This is a genomic window from Rhodococcus sp. KRD175 (assembly GCF_017168275.1).
Lineage (GTDB): Bacteria > Actinomycetota > Actinomycetes > Mycobacteriales > Mycobacteriaceae > Rhodococcoides > Rhodococcoides fascians.
Genome location: NZ_JABFAQ010000002.1, coordinates 465,939 through 481,797, shown reverse-complemented (window position 1 = coordinate 481,797; position 15,859 = coordinate 465,939). Strand labels below are relative to the sequence as shown.

Annotated in this window: 12 protein-coding genes and 1 riboswitch; of the genes, 4 read left to right on the top strand and 8 right to left on the bottom strand. The window is 66.0% G+C overall.

All coding sequences use genetic code 11. The features are described 5' to 3' along the window. Positions 1 to 553 precede the first annotated feature (553 nt). The 5 genes from lnt to J1M81_RS02840 form a co-directional block, all read right to left on the bottom strand. Positions 554 to 2,131 carry an apolipoprotein N-acyltransferase gene (lnt, locus tag J1M81_RS02860; protein ID WP_206497549.1) on the bottom strand — a complete coding sequence of 526 codons (1,578 nt, stop codon included), beginning with the start codon at positions 2,129 to 2,131 and terminating at the stop codon, positions 554 to 556. Next, positions 2,121 to 3,716 (bottom strand): amidohydrolase, encoded by a 1,596-nt coding sequence (locus J1M81_RS02855; protein ID WP_032400741.1) that lies wholly within the window; start codon positions 3,714 to 3,716, stop codon positions 2,121 to 2,123. The genes lnt and J1M81_RS02855 overlap by 11 nt, the downstream gene beginning before the upstream one ends. Positions 3,717 to 3,733: 17 nt before the next feature. Then, the gene (locus tag J1M81_RS02850) at positions 3,734 to 4,270 is read right to left on the bottom strand and encodes an FxsA family protein (RefSeq protein WP_032400742.1); all 537 of its coding nucleotides are present in this window, start codon (positions 4,268 to 4,270) and stop codon (positions 3,734 to 3,736) included. A gap of 81 nt (positions 4,271 to 4,351) precedes the next feature. After that, positions 4,352 to 5,008, bottom strand: a complete 657-nt coding sequence (locus tag J1M81_RS02845; RefSeq protein WP_027497113.1) for a response regulator transcription factor — start codon at positions 5,006 to 5,008, stop codon at positions 4,352 to 4,354. A 16-nt stretch (positions 5,009 to 5,024) separates the two neighbouring features. Then, complete coding sequence (locus J1M81_RS02840) at positions 5,025 to 6,185, bottom strand: sensor histidine kinase (RefSeq protein WP_032400743.1); 1,161 nt, start codon at positions 6,183 to 6,185, stop codon at positions 5,025 to 5,027. A 17-nt stretch (positions 6,186 to 6,202) separates the two neighbouring features. Here J1M81_RS02840 and J1M81_RS02835 point away from each other — a divergent pair, with 17 nt between their 5' ends. From J1M81_RS02835 to J1M81_RS02825, 3 genes are read left to right on the top strand one after another with little or no spacing between them, the layout of a single operon-like run. Then, positions 6,203 to 6,970 (top strand): TSUP family transporter, encoded by a 768-nt coding sequence (locus J1M81_RS02835; RefSeq protein ID WP_032370548.1) that lies wholly within the window; start codon positions 6,203 to 6,205, stop codon positions 6,968 to 6,970. Between the two features lie 10 nt (positions 6,971 to 6,980). Further along, positions 6,981 to 8,507 (top strand): TldD/PmbA family protein, encoded by a 1,527-nt coding sequence (locus J1M81_RS02830; RefSeq protein ID WP_032382028.1) that lies wholly within the window; start codon positions 6,981 to 6,983, stop codon positions 8,505 to 8,507. After that, on the top strand, positions 8,504 to 9,865 hold the full coding sequence (locus tag J1M81_RS02825; protein WP_032372417.1) for a metallopeptidase TldD-related protein: 1,362 nt from the start codon (positions 8,504 to 8,506) through the stop codon (positions 9,863 to 9,865). The genes J1M81_RS02830 and J1M81_RS02825 overlap by 4 nt, the downstream gene beginning before the upstream one ends. A 39-nt stretch (positions 9,866 to 9,904) precedes the next feature. Here J1M81_RS02825 and J1M81_RS02820 read toward each other — a convergent pair whose 3' ends face one another. From J1M81_RS02820 to cobN, 3 genes are all read right to left on the bottom strand, one after another. Further along, positions 9,905 to 10,330, bottom strand: coding sequence for a VOC family protein (locus J1M81_RS02820; RefSeq protein ID WP_027497108.1), 426 nt, complete (start codon positions 10,328 to 10,330; stop codon positions 9,905 to 9,907). 88 nt (positions 10,331 to 10,418) lie between these two features. Next, complete coding sequence (locus tag J1M81_RS02815; RefSeq protein ID WP_027497107.1) at positions 10,419 to 10,799, bottom strand: PPOX class F420-dependent oxidoreductase; 381 nt, start codon at positions 10,797 to 10,799, stop codon at positions 10,419 to 10,421. Between the two features lie 18 nt (positions 10,800 to 10,817). Continuing rightward, complete coding sequence (gene cobN, locus J1M81_RS02810; protein ID WP_032372418.1) at positions 10,818 to 14,423, bottom strand: cobaltochelatase subunit CobN; 3,606 nt, start codon at positions 14,421 to 14,423, stop codon at positions 10,818 to 10,820. A 67-nt stretch (positions 14,424 to 14,490) separates the two neighbouring features. Further along, positions 14,491 to 14,622, bottom strand: a riboswitch (cobalamin riboswitch). A gap of 82 nt (positions 14,623 to 14,704) precedes the next feature. On the opposite strand from cobN, the gene cobG reads away from it, so the two are divergent. After that, positions 14,705 to 15,835, top strand: a complete 1,131-nt coding sequence (cobG, locus tag J1M81_RS02805; RefSeq protein WP_045841901.1) for a precorrin-3B synthase — start codon at positions 14,705 to 14,707, stop codon at positions 15,833 to 15,835. The last annotated feature ends 24 nt before the right edge of the window (positions 15,836 to 15,859 follow it).

Here is a 15,859-nt window from a genome sequence, read left to right as displayed (position 1 = left end):
TCTCCGGCCGCGGCGGCGTCTGCGCGCGATTGAGCAATTCTGGCGTCCGTTCTGGTCTGCGTTCGTATCGGTCCACACACACTCGATGGCGGTTGTGGGGCTGTTTGGATTCGTCGCCTGGAGCTTGTCGGATTGAAACAGGGAAGAACCCCGTTTTCACCGGGCGGGCTGCATCGCGGGAACCTCACGCGAAGTAGAGCCGATCGACGGTGTCCGTGAACTCAGGAACACGGTTCCCCCTCCCTGTCAGGCGCTCGATCCGGACGCGGCATCGATGCCGATTGTTCGCTCCCCTGACATCGTGACCGAGGCGGCGTTCGGGGGCACGACGGCGGCCGCATCCTGGACCTCCAACACCTCCAGCGGCTTACAAAGATACAACATCGGCGAAGTTCTTTTGTGCGGTAGTCCTAGTGGGCATCGATTGTTCGGGGAAGCTTGTTACAAGATCGCTTGTGTGCGCCACCCGACCGCCGTTTTTACATCGAACGAATGATTGTGATTCGGACCGTCGATGCGCCGAATACCGACCCGAACGAACTTGACGACTGTTTCATTCCCGAAGCCGTCGACGTCGGACGCCGACGAGCGTCGCGATCAACCCCAATGCCGCGGCCAGAATCAGCGCCAGCTCCGCGCCGAAACCGATGCGTGTTGCCGGTGTGAGCGAGCTCCGCAGTTCGACCGTCGATACCAGTACATCCGGCTCGAAGAGCGGGGTTTGCTGCAGGACGTTCCCCTCGGGTCCGACTACGGCACTGACGCCGCTCGTCGCGGCAACCACGACGGTGCGTCCGTGTTCGACGGCTCGCACCCGCGACATCGCCAGCTGTTGATACGTCATTTCGGTATCGCCGAACGTGGCGTTGTTGGTGGGGATCGCGATGAATTGCGCACCCGAACGAACGGACTCGTCGAGGGCCCGATCGAATGCGACTTCGTAACACGTGGCTATTCCGGCCGCTATTCCTGCAGCGTGTACGACACCGTTTCCATTTCCAGGAACGAAATAGCCCGCTCGATCGGCGTATTCCGAAAACAGCCGAAAAAAACTTCGGTACGGCAAGTATTCACCGAAGGGCTGAATGATCTTCTTGTCGTGCCGCTCCCCTGGTCCGTCGGCACCGTTCCACGCGATGACGGAATTGGTGTTCGTGTTGTTCGCGTTGACCAGGACGGTGCCCACAAGAATCGGGGCACCGACGGCAACCGACGCCTGCGTGATGAGCGTCGCAGCGTCGGAGTTGCGCAGCGGGTCGATATCCGATGCGTTCTCCGGCCACACGACGAGATCCGGCGCGGGTTGCCTGCCCGCGTCGACATCGGCGGCCAGCGCCATCGTCTCGCGCACATGGTTGTCCAGTACCGCGCGTCGCTGCGCGTTGAAGTCCAGCCCCAGGCGAGGAACACTGCCCTGAATGGCAGCGATCGTCGCCGTGCGATCGCCGTCCCCGGTGTCGTTCGTGTGCAGAGTCGGGATCAGCGACACCGCAGCGATCGATGCGATCGCCGTGGTCACGACCGGTCCGACGAGCGATCGGGCGGTGACGCGACGCGTGAGTGTCAGCACCAGCGCGGCCAGTCCGGTACCGGTGAGCGCGACCCCGAAACTGAGCAGCGGTGCGCCTCCGATGCTCGCCAACGGAAGCAACCAGCCCTCGGGTTGTCCGAACGCCAGCCGGCCCCACGGAAACCCTCCGAAAGGAACGCTCGACCGAAGCCACTCGGCGGCGCTCCACATCAGGGCCATCGACAGCGGCCACCACGCGCTCCGCGCAACCAGCACGGCCGTCATACCGAACAGACCGAGGAACACCGATTCGGCTGCGGCCAGCGCGAGCCACGGCACCGGGCCGACGTAGACGCCGATCCACGGGAGCAGAGGAACGAAGAAGGCGAGGCCGGCCACGTAGCCGTATCCGAATCCGCCTTTCAGCGACACCGATCGGCGGCCGCCGAACCCCGTCAGAACCAGTGCCAGTACTGCGATGCCGATGGGTGCCAGAAACCAGAGCGTTCGCGGCGGAAAACTGGCGAAGACGAGCGCGCCGGCAACGGCAGCCAGGACGGTCGACAGCGCAGGTCCGTACAGCCGGGTCAGTCGCGCGGTCGAGGGGTTCTCACTGCTCATGAACGACCCGTCCACGGTGCACCGTCATCGAGCAGCGGGGACCGACGGACGACGCCTCGAGGCTGGGCAGCGGTGCCACGCCCGCACGGGGGTCGGTCGACCACCGTTGAACGCTGTCCTTCGGTGCTCGCACGACGAGCTCGTCCACGTCCCACACCGCAAAGGACGCGGGGGCTCCCGGCACCAGTGTTCCGGCCAAACCGTCGCGCACTCCCCCCGCCCGCCATGCACCGCGCGTCGCAGCCGAGAACGCAGCACGGGGCGACACCGAGCTCCCCGGAGTGCGGTGGTTCGCCGCAGCGCGGACCGTCGCCCACGGATCGAGGGACGTCACCGGCGCATCGGAGCCGAACGCCAGCGAGACTCCCGCAGACGCCAGGCGTGCGAACGGATGGAGTTCGGCAGCGCGCTCGGCACCCAGACGCGCGGCGTAGAGGCCGTCGGCTCCGCCCCACGCCGCGTCGAACGCCGGCTGCATGCTGGCGATGACGCCCCACGACGCCAACAGGTCGGCTTGCTGCGCGGACACCATTGCCACGTGCTCGAGCCGGTGTCCGCAGGACGCGACGGCGGGTGTGCCCAGATCGGCGACCACCCGGCCGAATGCAGTGACGGCGGCCGACACAGCGGCGTCGCCGATGACGTGGAAGCCGGCCTGAATTCCGGCCGTCGTGCAGGCGGCGATGTGTGCAGCTATGGCGTCGACATCTGCGTACGACACACCGGTTCCGGGACCATCGGCGTACGGCGAGCTCAACCATGCGGTGTGCGACCCGAGGGATCCGTCGACGAAGATATCGCCTGCCAATCCGTGGGCACCGGTCTCTTCGAGCAACTCACGGGCGCGTTCGGCGGTATCTGCCAGCTCGCCCCAGTAGCCGCGTATTTCGACGCCGTGCTCGGTGTTCATGAGTTCGCGGAAATCGTCGATGCCCGACACCACCGGTCCCGCACATTCGTGAACCGCGACGATCCCGTGCGCCGCGGCGTCGTCCAGCGCAGCAGCCCTTGCTCGGCGTCGGGTGTCGGCGGTGAGCAGCGAGCGAGCGGTCTGCCGAGCACGATGGTGCGCGTCTGCGGTCAGTGGAGACTGTTCGGAGTAGCCGGAAGTGGCGTCGGCAGCGGACGCGGCGAACCGCAACCGGGTGGATACGGCGGCAGAATGCGAGTCGACTCGGGTGAGGTACACCGCTCGTCCGGGAGCAGCCGCATCGAGTTCGGCGGTGGTGGGAGGACGTTGTTCGGACCAGGTCGACTCGTCCCAACCGTGACCCCAGAGCAGTTCGTCTTCCGAGGATGCCGCATGTTCTCGCACCATGCGCAGGCACTCTTCGATCGACGTGGACCGGCTCAGGTCCAGGCCGATCAGCGACAGTCCGAGGTCGGTCACGTGAACGTGCGTGTCCACGAACGCCGGAGCAACGAAAGAACCGGCCAGATCGGTGATGGGAACGCCGGGGTGCAAGGCTCTTCCGGTGCGATCCTCACCGATCCAGCTGATGATTCCGTCGGTCACGGCCATGGCGGTGGCATCGGGAGCCGAAGGACTGTAGATCCGTCCGCCGCAGAACAATTCGGTGGTCACGAGCGACCAGTCTGCCCCTACCGGTGGGGCTTGGGGAAATCCCCGGCAGCGGGATCGACGCGGCCCGGGTCGATCACCTCACCCTCGAGAACGAGCGACGGCCCGGTGGTTCGTGGTCCGCGATTCTCGTCGGCCGTACGGTCGTCGAGTACCTCACCGTCGATGACCGTGGGGCGCATGCGCCGAGTGGACGCCGCGACTCGGGGCAGCCACCGCGCGGCCGCCCACAGCACGGCAGGCCGGAGCAGCCAGCGAGTCGGTGGGATCAACAGCAACAGGCCTACCACCGTGGTCACCAGGCCGGGCACGAACATGGCCACCGACCCTGCAGCGAAGAGTGCGCCGTCGGCCACGGCTCCCTCGGCCGAGCGTTCACCCTGCGATGCGCGTCGCAGGCCGTCCAGTACCCGCCGGCCTTGCGAACGGACCAGCAACGAACCGACCAACGATCCGGCGATGAGCAGCACCACGGTCCACAGCACACCGAGTGCACTGCCCACAGCGACCAGGGCTGCAACCTCGACCACGACGTAGAGCACGAACAGAGCGAGCATGACGGTCCTTTCTTCGCTTGGTCCGTACAACGTCCGGCACAGTCGTTTTTCTCCCGATGCGTCCTGTTTGCCTGGAGATTCTCAGGATCCGGGTCTGACGAGGCCGGATTCGTAGGCGAGTACGACGGCTTGCACTCGGTCACGTACTCCCAGTTTGGTCAGTATTCGGCCGATGTGGGTCTTGATGGTCGCCTCGGACAGGTGCAACACCGTCGCGATCTCGGCATTGGACAGCCCGGTTGCCAGGTGCGCCATGACCTCTCGCTCACGCCCGGTCAGGCCGTCCAGTACCGATGGGTCGACGGCCGGCTCGGTGCGCTCGACGAACCGCGACAACAGCCTCTTCGTGACTTTCGGTGATACGACGGCGTCACCCGCAGCCACGCTCCGAATCGCGGATACCAGATCCTCGGGCGGTGTGTCCTTGAGCAGAAATCCACTGGCTCCTGCCCTGAGCGCACCGAGTACGTGCTCGTCGAGATCGAACGTCGTCATGACCAGAACCCTGGTGTCCGATCCCGATTCGGTGATCGCTCGAGTGGCGGAGACCCCGTCGATCCCGGGCATGCGGACGTCCATCAAGACCACGGCGGGCGCCAACCGTGCCACGGCTTCGATGGCACCGGAGCCGTCGGACGCTTCACCGATCACCTCGATGTCGTCCTGGGCTTCGAGCACCATGTTCAGGCCCATTCGCATCAGTTCCTGGTCGTCCACGACGACAACGGTGATCGGCACCGACACAACCTAACGCCTACTCGATCGGCAGTCTCGCCCGCACGAGCCAGGAGCCCTGGGGTGTTCGACCGACCTGCAACGTGCCCTGCAACACCGCGACTCGCTCCCGCATCCCCACCAGTCCGTGTCCTCCGCCACGGGTCGGTGGCGCCGCACTGCCGGTGCCGTTGTCGGAGATCTCGACGGTGACGGTGTCTGCTTCGCGTGCGACCCGCACGACGGCTCGTGGGGCATGGCCGGCGTGCCGAAGAACGTTCGTCAGCGATTCCTGGACGAGTCGGTGTACGCCGAGACTGATCGCCGGACTGATGTCGTCGAGATTGCCCGTCTGTTCCAACTCGACGTTCAGGCCCGCTCGACTCATCATTTCCACGACGCGGGCCAGACCGGCCGTGCCGTACTCGGGCATGTCGTCCGCGTCGGGGGTCGTTCGCAGCAGTGCGACCGTTCTACGCAGTTCGGCCAGCGCCTGCCGGCCCGTCGCCGAGATGTTGGCCACCGCCTGCTCGGCACGTTCGGGGTTGCGCCGGATGGCATACGACGCCCCGTCGGCCTGGACCACCATCACGCTCACCCCGTGGGCGACGACATCGTGCAGCTCGCGCGCGATGCGTGTTCTTTCCATGAGCACGGCCTCCTCGGCGCGGCGATCCCGGTCGTACTCGGCCACGATCAGTCGGGCCTCCATCGCCTCGTCGTATGCGCGTCGGGCACCGAGGAATTCGGCAGCGACCCACGACAGTGCGTACAGCAGAGCGCTGAACAGCAGCGTCGTGAACAACGGCTGGTGGAAGAGCAACAACGACGACACCGAGTAGGCGGCCACACCGGCGGCGTAGACGGCCCCCTGCGCGCGGCCGACGTAGGCCACCAGGGTGTAGAGCATGATCGGCAACGCCAGTGCGGCCGGATGGCCGTTGGAGGTATCCCCGACCATGGCTCCCCACACGTCGGCGACGAACGTCGACACGAGCGCCACGGCCGCCACGGACCTGGGGAACCGACGCCGCCACGCGACGGGAACGGTCAGGACCACCGAGAAGGCCAGAAACAACGGCCCGTTCAGGCCGTCGGCCGAACTCACGAAAACGAGAATCTCGATGACGAAAAGCCCACTGGCGAGCAGTGCGTCGGCCACGAACGGTTGGCCACGGAGCCACAGGCTGAATCGACGCATGTGATTGAGTTTGCCGTATGACTGTCGCGGACTGGGGATTGTTGATGGCCGCCGCGACGGCAGCAGGATGGGTCGACGCCGTGGTCGGCGGCGGCGGTCTCATTCTGTTGCCGGCGATCTTGCTCGTGGCACCGCAACTGACACAGCAGGCAGCCCTCGCGACCAACAAGGCGACCGCAGTCTTCGGAACAGTCGCCGCCGTCGTCACGTTCGCCCGCAAGGTCTCGCTCGACTGGAAGGTGCTCGTTCCTGCCGGCGCGATCGCGGCGACGACCTCGGCGGCGGGCGCTGCCGCGGTGTCGTTGATCGACCGCGACCTCTTCGTGCCGATCATCATGGTCGTGCTGGTCGGCGTTGCGGTACTGGTGACCTGCCGACCGACCATCGGTCGTACCGCGGCACCGTCGCCCCCGACCCATCGCAAAGTTCTGATCGTGATCGGTCTCGCCGCAGCCGGCATCGGGTTCTACGACGGCATTCTCGGACCCGGCACCGGCACCTTCCTCATCATCGTCTTCGCGACGATGCTGGGCACCGAATTCGTCCGCAGCGCCGCGATGGCAAAGGTGATCAACGTCGGCTCCAATGTCGGTGCGCTGACCTACTTCGCATTCACCGGCAGTGTGTACTGGCAACTCGGTGCTGCGATGGCCGCCTGCAATGTCGTCGGTGCGGTACTCGGTTCGAGGACGGCGGTCGCCAGGGGTGCAGGCTTCGTCAGGATCGTGTTGCTCGTCGTCGTGATCGGCATGGTCCTACGCCTCGGCTGGCAACAATTCGGCTAGCGTCACAGTCGTGACGACACCATCGGACCGGTCGGTCGACGCCGATTTCCTCGCCCTCCCCCTGCGAGAACTTGCCGACGCGGCCCTGAGCGCGGCGCGCACGGCCGGAGCCTCGCATGCGGACTTCCGGGTGCAGCGGCTGACGACCCAGTCGATTTCACTGCGCGACGGCTCGGTGCAATCCGCCGTCGACGCGGGGGAAATCGGGTTGGCGGTGCGCGTGGTCGTCGACGGCACCTGGGGTTTCGCCTCTCACGCCGAGCTGAGTACCGACGCGGCTGCCACCACGGCGCGGCGTGCGGCCGAGGTGGCGACGGCGTTACGCGTGCTCAACCGCGAACGGGTCGAACTCGCGCCCGAACCGGTGTACTCGGACGCGGTCTGGGTCTCGCAGTACGAGATCGACCCGTTCGACGTTCCCACCACCGACAAAGTGGCGCTGCTGGCCGAGTACTCGGCCAGGTTGTCCGCCTCCGACGGCGTCGACCACGTCACGGCGTCGGTGCTGCAGGTCAAGGAACAGTCGTTCTATGCCGATTCGGCGGGCAGCTCGATCACTCAGCAACGGGTACGACTACACCCTCAGTTCGAGGCCACTGCCGTGGACCGAGCGGCCGGTGCGTTCGATTCGATGCGGACATTGGCACCGCCGGTCGGACGCGGCTGGGAATACCTCGGTGAACACAGCACGTGGGACTGGGCGGACGAACTCGCGCGCATCCCGGAGTGGCTGGCCGAGAAGGTCAAGGCCCCGTCGGTGGTGGCAGGTCCGACGGATCTCGTCATCGATCCCACCAACCTGTGGCTCACCATCCACGAATCCATCGGACACGCAACGGAATACGACCGAGCGATCGGGTACGAGGCCGCCTACGCCGGGACGTCCTTCGCCACACCCGATCAGCTCGGAACCTTGCGTTACGGCTCACCCATCATGCACGTCACCGCAGACCGGACCGAGGTGAACGGTCTCGCCAGTATCGGCTACGACGACGACGGCGTGGCCGCGCAGAAGTGGGATCTGGTTCGCGACGGAACACTCGTCGGCTACCAACTCGATCGGGTCTTCGCCCCGAGGCTCGGACTGGAACGGTCCAACGGATGCTCCTACGCCGACTCCGCACATCACGTTCCGATCCAACGCATGGCGAACGTGTCGTTGCAGCCCGATCCCGACACCGACCGGTCGACCGAGGAGGTCATCGCCGCGGTCGAGGACGGTATCTACGTGGTCGGCGACAAATCGTGGTCGATCGATATGCAGCGGTACAACTTCCAGTTCACCGGACAACGCTTCTACCGGATTCGAAACGGTGTGCTCGACGGCCAGGTGCGCGACGTCGCCTATCAAGCGACGACGACGGATTTCTGGGGTTCGATGGAACTGCTCGGAGGTCGCTCCACCTGGAAACTCGGTGGGGCATTCAACTGCGGCAAGGCCCAACCCGGTCAGGTCGCCGCGGTCAGTCACGGTTGCCCGGTCGCACTGTTCCGCGGGGTCAACGTCCTCAACACCCGATCGGAGGCAGGTCGATGATCGAGCCGCAGCAGGTGATCGAACGTGCGTTGGCGTGTGCGAACGTCGACGACACCGTCGTCCTCGTCACCGACTCCAGCGACGCGACGCTTCGGTGGGCGGGCAATTCGATGACCACGAACGGCGTCTCCACTTCGAGGCAGTGGGTGGTGGTGTCCATCGTCCGGAACGGGGACGTGGCGCGGGTGGGTTCGGTGTCGTCCACCAGTGTCGATCCGAGCGAGATCGCGGACGTCGTGCGTGCCAGTGAAGCAGCGGCCCGCGCCGCCGAGCCTGCGGACGACGCGATGCCGCTGCTGACCCCCGATTCCGAGCCGGACGGCTGGGATCGACACGCGCAGGCCACGTCGATCGACGTGTTCGGTTCGCTGGCAACGGAACTGAACGTCGGATTCGACGGCCGAGACACGTTGTACGGATTCGCCGAGCATCGCGTCGACAACGTGTGGCTCGGAACCTCGACCGGAGTGCGACGCACGTTCACACAGCCGACCGGGTCGATCGAAGTCAACGGAAAGCGGTCCGGGGCGAGTGCCTGGGTGGGAAAAGGTACAGCCGATTTTCGCGACGTGTCGGCGGCATCGATGCTCGGAGAATTGTCCACCAGGCTGGGCTGGGCGCAGAACACCGTGGAGCGTCCCGCCGGTCGGTACGACACGGTGTTGCCGCCCTCCGCCGTGGCCGATCTGATGATCTACCTGATGTGGACCATGGAGGGGCGCGGGGCCCAGGAGGGGCGCACCGCACTCTCGCGGGCCGGTGGCACCCGAGTCGGCGAGAAGCTCACCGAGCTGCCGCTGACGCTGCACTCCGACCCGCGCGAGCCCGGTCTCGGGTACGCGCCGTTCGTCGCGGCGGGCTCCTCCAGTGATGCGGTGTCGGTGTTCGACAACGGTCTCGGCATCGACCGGGTCGATTGGATCCGGGACGGCGCGATCGCAGCACTGGCCTATACACGCGCCGGAGCCCGGAAGTTCGAGGTACCCGTTGCCGTCCCCGGGGAGAATCTGATCCTCACCGGCGGCAGCGACACCGGGATCGACGCGATGGTCGCGTCGACCGAGCGCGGGCTGTTACTGACGACACTGTGGTACATCCGAGAGGTCGATCCGACCTCGTTGCTGCTCACGGGTCTCACCCGCGACGGTGTCTACGCCATCGAGGACGGCCGGATCATCGGAGCCGTCAACAACTTCCGGTTCAACGAGAGTCCTCTGGATCTGTTGCGACGTGTCACCGAGGCCGGACGGACCGAGGCGACACTGCCGCGCGAGTGGAAGGACTGGTTCACTCGCACGGCAATGCCGCCGCTGCGCATTCCGGACTTTCACATGTCCTCGGTCAGCGCCGCGCAATAGGGTCTGCGGGGTCGTTCCCGCAGGCCCTGCGTCCGACCGTTACTTGTCGGGTCCGGACAACTCGAGAGCGATGTTGTCGGGGTCGCGGAACTCCACGATGGACAGTCCGGGCCCTGCGTCCTTGATGCCCTCGTGCGCGATGCCGAGCTCATCGAGCGTCTTGACTGCATCCTCGAGCGCGGCACGGGTATCGACGGTGAAGCTGAGGTGGTCCAGCCCACAACGATCTTCGGCGAAGGTGTCGTCGCTCGGCGCGACCGGGCGCAGACCGAGCAAACCCCCGCCGAACTTGTAGATCACGCCGCCGAAGAGGAACCACAGGGCTTTCTTGGTCTCCTCGTCCGCGTCGGGATCCCAGGCGTAGGCCACCTCGAAGCCGAACACCGAGTCGTAGAACGATCGGGATCGGTCGATGTCACTGACGGTGAGTCGGACATGGTTGTAATCGGTCACTGCAATAGGCACGTGGTGCTCCGTTCCGGCAGCAGGGGAAGCCGCCTCATGAAGCATTCGGAACTGCGCATACCAACGATGGTGTCGTCGTGCAGACCGGTTACGCGGGAGTGATCGCGAGCCCGACCGAGCCGCTCTTGCCCCTTCGAAGAACGCTGCCCTTCACGGTGAGCCAGCCCAGGATGCCGTACTTCGACACTATCGCCGCGCGCGCTTTCTCGGTGCCGGCTGCATCGAGGATCTCGGCTGTCGCGTCGACCGCGTCGCCCTGGGGTTTGCCGCGCATGTCGCACGGTGCGAGCAGAACCTTCGAGTTACGGCGAATGCGCTTGACCTTCCACGAATCCGACACCGTCCACACGAGCAGACGATCACCGTCGAGCGCACCCCAGAGCGGGGTCGGTACGGCGGTGCCGTCCTTCTTGAACGTCGTCAGCAGTACGTACTTGCCCTTGGCAATGTCCTCGAAGGTGGCAGTCATACCGAGAAGGGTACGTCGCTACTCCCCCTCGAGCTCACCTTCGGTTTCCAGGTACACCTGGCGCAAGCCGTCGAGAACCTGCTTGTCCGGCTCGGCCCACATCTTGCGCTCCGCGGCCTCGAGCAGTCGTTCGGCAATACCGTGCAGTGCCCAGGGATTGGACTGTTGCATGAACTTCTGGTTCTGCTCGTCGAGCACATAGGTCTCGGCCAACTTCTCGTACATCCAGTCCTGCACCACATCGGTGGTGGCGTCGTAACCGAACAGGTAGTCCACGGTCGCCGCCATCTCGAACGCACCCTTGTAGCCGTGCCTGCGCATGGCTTCGAGCCACCGAGGGTTGACGACCCGAGCGCGGAAGACGCGGGCGGTTTCTTCCGAGAGTGTGCGCGTGCGAACCGATTCCGGCCGCGTGCTGTCACCGATGTATGCCTCGGGCGACTTTCCGGTCAGCGCGCGCACCGTCGCGACCATGCCTCCGTGGTACTGGAAGTAGTCGTCGGAATCGGCGATGTCGTGCTCACGTGTATCGGTGTTCTTGGCGGCCACGGCAATACGCTTGTACGCAGTGCGCATGTCGTCCGACGCGGGTACTCCGTCGAGTCCGCGGCCGTAGGCGAAGCCGCCCCAGGTGGTGTACACCTGAGCGAGGTCGTCGTCGCTGCGCCACGTCTTGCTGTCGATCAGCTGAAGCAACCCGGCGCCGTACGTTCCTGGCTTCGACCCGAAAATGCGTGTCGTAGAACGTCGTTCGTCACCGTGTTCGGCCAGATCGGCCTGCGCGTGTGCACGGACGTAGTTCTGCTCGGGCTCCTCGTCCAACGCAGCCACCATCCGAACCGCGTCGTCGAGAAGGGCGAGCACGTGCGGAAACGCGTCACGGAAGAATCCACTGATCCGAACCGTCACATCGATGCGAGGGCGGCCGAGCTCGTCGAGGTCGATCACCTCGAGGCGCGTCACCCGGCGCGAGGCCTCGTCCCACACCGGGGAGACTCCGAGCAGAGCGAACACCTCGGCGATGTCGTCGCCCGAGGTGCGCATGGCCGAGGTGCCCCACACCGAGAGACCGACGGATTTCGGCCACTCGCCGTGATCCTGGCGGTAGCGTGCGAGCAGGGATTCTGCCATCGCCTGACCGGTCTCCCACGCCAGTTTCGACGGCACGGCCTTCGGGTCGACCGAGTAGAAATTGCGGCCGGTAGGAAGCACGTTGATCAGGCCGCGCAGCGGTGAACCGCTCGGACCCGCCGCGATGAACCCGCCGTCGAGAGCGTGCAACACCTGCTCGATCTCGCGGGAAGTTCCGCGTAGACGCGGTACCACCTCGGCGGCGGCGAACCTCAGAATCTCTGCGACCACGTCACCGTGTTCGCCCGCAACCCGCTCGGCCTCGGCCGGTTTCCACTGCGTCGCTTGCATTGCCGCGACCAGTCCGTGCGCGACGGCCTCGATGCTGTCGACGCGCGTGCGTTCCTCGTCGCCGTCCTCGCTGAGCCCGAGAGCTTCGCGTAGACCGGGCACCGTCTGCTCGCCGCCCCACATCTGCCGAGCGCGCAGCATCGCCAGCACCAACTCGACCTCGGCATCGCCGACGGGCTCCTGGCCCAGGATGTGCAGCCCGTCGCGGATCTGCACGTCCTTGATCTCGCACAGCCATCCGTCGACGTGCAGCAGCATGTCGTCGAACACTTCCTCGTCGGGACGCTCGTCGAGTCCGAGGTCCTTGTGCATCTGTGCCGCGGTCATCAGTGTCCAGATCTGCTGGCGAATGGCCGGTAGCTTGGCCGGATCGAGAGCCGAAATGTTCGCGTGTTCGTCCAGCAGCTGTTCGAGCCGAGAGATGTCTCCGTAGCTCTCCGCTCGCGCCATCGGCGGGATGAGGTGATCGACGAGAGTGGCGTGGGCTCGCCGCTTGGCCTGTGTGCCCTCCCCCGGATCGTTGACCAGGAAGGGATAGATCAGCGGCAAGTCGCCCAATGCAGCGTCGGTGCCGCAGGAGGCGGACATGCCGAGGGTCTTGCCGGGGAGCCATTCCAGGTTTCCGTGCTTACCGAGATGAACCATCGCGTCGGCCCCGAAGCCGCCGTCCTCGCGGGCTGCGGAGATCCACCGGTAGGCGGCCAAATAGTGATGGCTCGGCGGCAGATCCGGGTCGTGATAGATCGCAACGGGCTTCTCACCGAATCCGCGCGGCGGCTGAACCATGATGACCACATTGCCGAATTGCATTGCTGCGATGACGATCTCACCGTCGGGATCAGCGGAACGATCGACGTAGAGATCACCCGGTGCCGGTCCCCAATGTTCGATCACACCCTCGCGAAGGTCGTCGGGAAGCTGCTCGAACCAGGTTCGATACCGGGCCGCCGAAATACGAATGGGATTGCCCTCGAGCTGGGCGTCGGTGAGCCAGTTGGGGTCCTGACCGCCACGGGCGATCAGGGCGTGGATCAGTGCGTCGCCGTCTCGGGCCGCCAGACCGGGCACCGAATCCGGGCCCTCGAGCGGTCCGAGGTCGTAGCCTGCCTCACGCATGTCCGACATCAACGCGATCGCGCTGGCGGGAGTGTCGAGGCCGACGGCATTGCCGATGCGGGCATGTTTGGTGGGATACGCCGAGAACATCAGGGCGATTCGGCGGTCGGCGGCCGGGATGTGTCGGAGCCGCGCATGGCGGACGGCGATGCCGGCAACGCGTGCTGCTCGCTCGTGGTCCGGAACGTAGGTGGTCAGGCCGTCGTCGTCGATCTCCTTGAACGAGAACGGAACCGTGATGAGGCGGCCGTCGAATTCCGGGACCGCGACCTGCGTGGCCACGTCGAGTGGGGAGAGTCCGTCGTCGTTCTCGGACCACGTCGCGCGGGAACTCGTCAGGCACAGACCCTGCAGGATCGGAACGTCGAGGGCGGCGAGTTCGGCGACATCCCAGGCTTCGTCGTCGCCGCCTGCCGAAGCACCGGCGGGTTTGGTGCCGCCTGCAGCCAGCACGGTCACGATCAAGGCATCCGCCGACTTCAGCGTCTCCAGCAAGTCGGCTTCCGCCGTGCGCAGTGACGCACAGTAGATCGGCAGTGCGTTCGCCCCGGCGTTCTCGACTGCGGCGGCGAGGGCATCGATGTAGGTGGTATTTCCGGCGAGATGCTGAGCGCGGTAGTACAGAATCGCCACGGTCGGGCCGTCGGAGTGCTGGGCGGAGTTCCGCTCGAGGTGGCCCCACGTCGGCAGGTGTCGAGGTGCGTCGAAACCGTGACCGGTGAGCAGCACTGTGTCGGACAGAAAGTTGTACAGCTGCCGCAGATTGCCCGAGCCGCCCTCGGCCAGATAGTTGTGCGCTTGGGCGGCGACGTTGGCGGGCACCGTGGAGATCTCCATCAGATCCGCATCCGGGGCCTGCTCGCCGCCCAGCACGACCACGGGCAAACCGGTGGCCAGGACGGCCTCGATTCCCGACTCCCACGAGCGACGCGATCCGAGAATGCGGACGATGATCAGCTCGGCCGATTCGGCCATCGACGGGATGTCTTCCGCCAGCAGGCGGGACGGGTTGCCCCACGTGAAATCGGCCCCACTGGCGCGGGCACTGAGCAGATCGGTGTCCGATGTGGACAGCAACAGAAACACGGGTAACGCCCTCCTCGGGGTTTCGCGCCCCTGGATCGGTGAATCGTCCGAGCTCGTCGGTGAGAGGGTCCGACTCCCGCCCCGTCCCGAAGGCACGATCCTCGAGAACAGGTCCCATGAACCATTCCCGACGGGCTGCTCTCGACGAACTACAGGGCGGTCACGGTGGCGCGACCGTACCGGGATTTCACCGGTTTCCTCTCGGCCGGAGCCGTGAACATCGAATGCTACCGGTGCCGGGACGAGATCGGGCCACCCGTGGCACTTGTAGCCTGGTGAACATGAGTTCGCCCAGTAGGTCCGTGCCCGACGGCTGCCCCGGAGCTCTGTCGACGCACCGAGCGGCGGACGGTCCGTTGGCCAGAATCCGGCTCCCGGGCGGCCTCGTGCTGCCGGAGCAGATGCAGGTCCTGGCCGAGGCCGCGGCCGAGCTCGGTGACGGCTCGCTCGAACTCACGTCGAGGGGCAACATCCAGGTTCGTGCGGTCTCGGACCCGGACGAGCTCGCGAACAGGTTGGCCGCGGCCGGGTTGCTGCCGTCTCCGACGCACGAGCGCGTGCGCAACATCCTCGCCTCGCCGCTGTCGGGCCGGGTCGGCGGACTCACCGACGTCCGCAGTCTCGTCGGCGAGCTCGACGCTGCCGTGTGCGCTCGCCCCGAGCTCGCCGAACTACCCGGCCGAACATTGTTCGCCCTGGACGACGGCCGTGGGGATCTGTGCGGACTCGAACCCGACTTCGGGGTGTACGCCCAGGCCGACGGGTCGTTTGCAGTGCTGTTGGCAGGACGCGACAGCGGTGTACGCGTCGACCGCGAGCACGTGGTCTCGACTCTGCTCGACTGCGCGGATGCCTTCGTCCGGTTGCGCCACAAGGAATGGCGACTGGCGGAACTGGACGGCGGTGCCGCGCGCATCGTCGACGTGCTCGGGTTGCAGGCCGGACCGGTACTGGCCATGCCCGCGCCGGTCGAGGTGCCACCGATCGGCTGGCTCGATCAGGACGACGGCCACGTTGCGCTCGGCGCAGGTCTGGCCAACGGCGTCCTCGGCGCGCGGTTGGCCGAATTCCTCGCGGCCGTCGATCGTCCGCTGATCGTGACGCCGTGGCGATCGCTGATCGTGGGTGATCTGGACGAGGAACCGGCCGAACAGGTCGTTCGAGTTCTCGCACCCATGGGCCTGATCTTCGACGCCGCGTCACCGTGGATCCGAGTCAGTGCCTGTACCGGATCGCCCGGCTGCGAGAAGTCCCTCGCCGACGTCCGAGCCGACCTCGCGGCCGCGGTCGACGCGCGGATGACGCCACGGGACGAGCGGCAGCATTGGTCCGGTTGCGAGCGTCGATGCGGCCGACCCAAAGGCGAGGTGACCGACGTCATTGCGACGGGAATCGGCTACCAGGTGTCCTGAGCACCTGGAGACCGGCTTCCGGCT

What these genes read in the sequence shown, in the direction of transcription:
- lnt (WP_206497549.1), bottom strand. Translation starts at nt 2,131, where the DNA reads ATGAGCAGTGAGAACCCCTCGACCGCGCGACTGACCCGGCTGTACGGA.
- J1M81_RS02850 (WP_032400742.1), bottom strand. Translation starts at nt 4,270, where the DNA reads ATGCTCGCTCTGTTCGTGCTCTACGTCGTGGTCGAGGTTGCAGCCCTG.
- J1M81_RS02840 (WP_032400743.1), bottom strand. Translation starts at nt 6,185, where the DNA reads ATGCGTCGATTCAGCCTGTGGCTCCGTGGCCAACCGTTCGTGGCCGAC.
- J1M81_RS02835 (WP_032370548.1), top strand. Translation starts at nt 6,203, where the DNA reads ATGACTGTCGCGGACTGGGGATTGTTGATGGCCGCCGCGACGGCAGCA.
- J1M81_RS02825 (WP_032372417.1), top strand. Translation starts at nt 8,504, where the DNA reads ATGATCGAGCCGCAGCAGGTGATCGAACGTGCGTTGGCGTGTGCGAAC.
- J1M81_RS02815 (WP_027497107.1), bottom strand. Translation starts at nt 10,799, where the DNA reads ATGACTGCCACCTTCGAGGACATTGCCAAGGGCAAGTACGTACTGCTG.
- cobG (WP_045841901.1), top strand. Translation starts at nt 14,705, where the DNA reads ATGAGTTCGCCCAGTAGGTCCGTGCCCGACGGCTGCCCCGGAGCTCTG.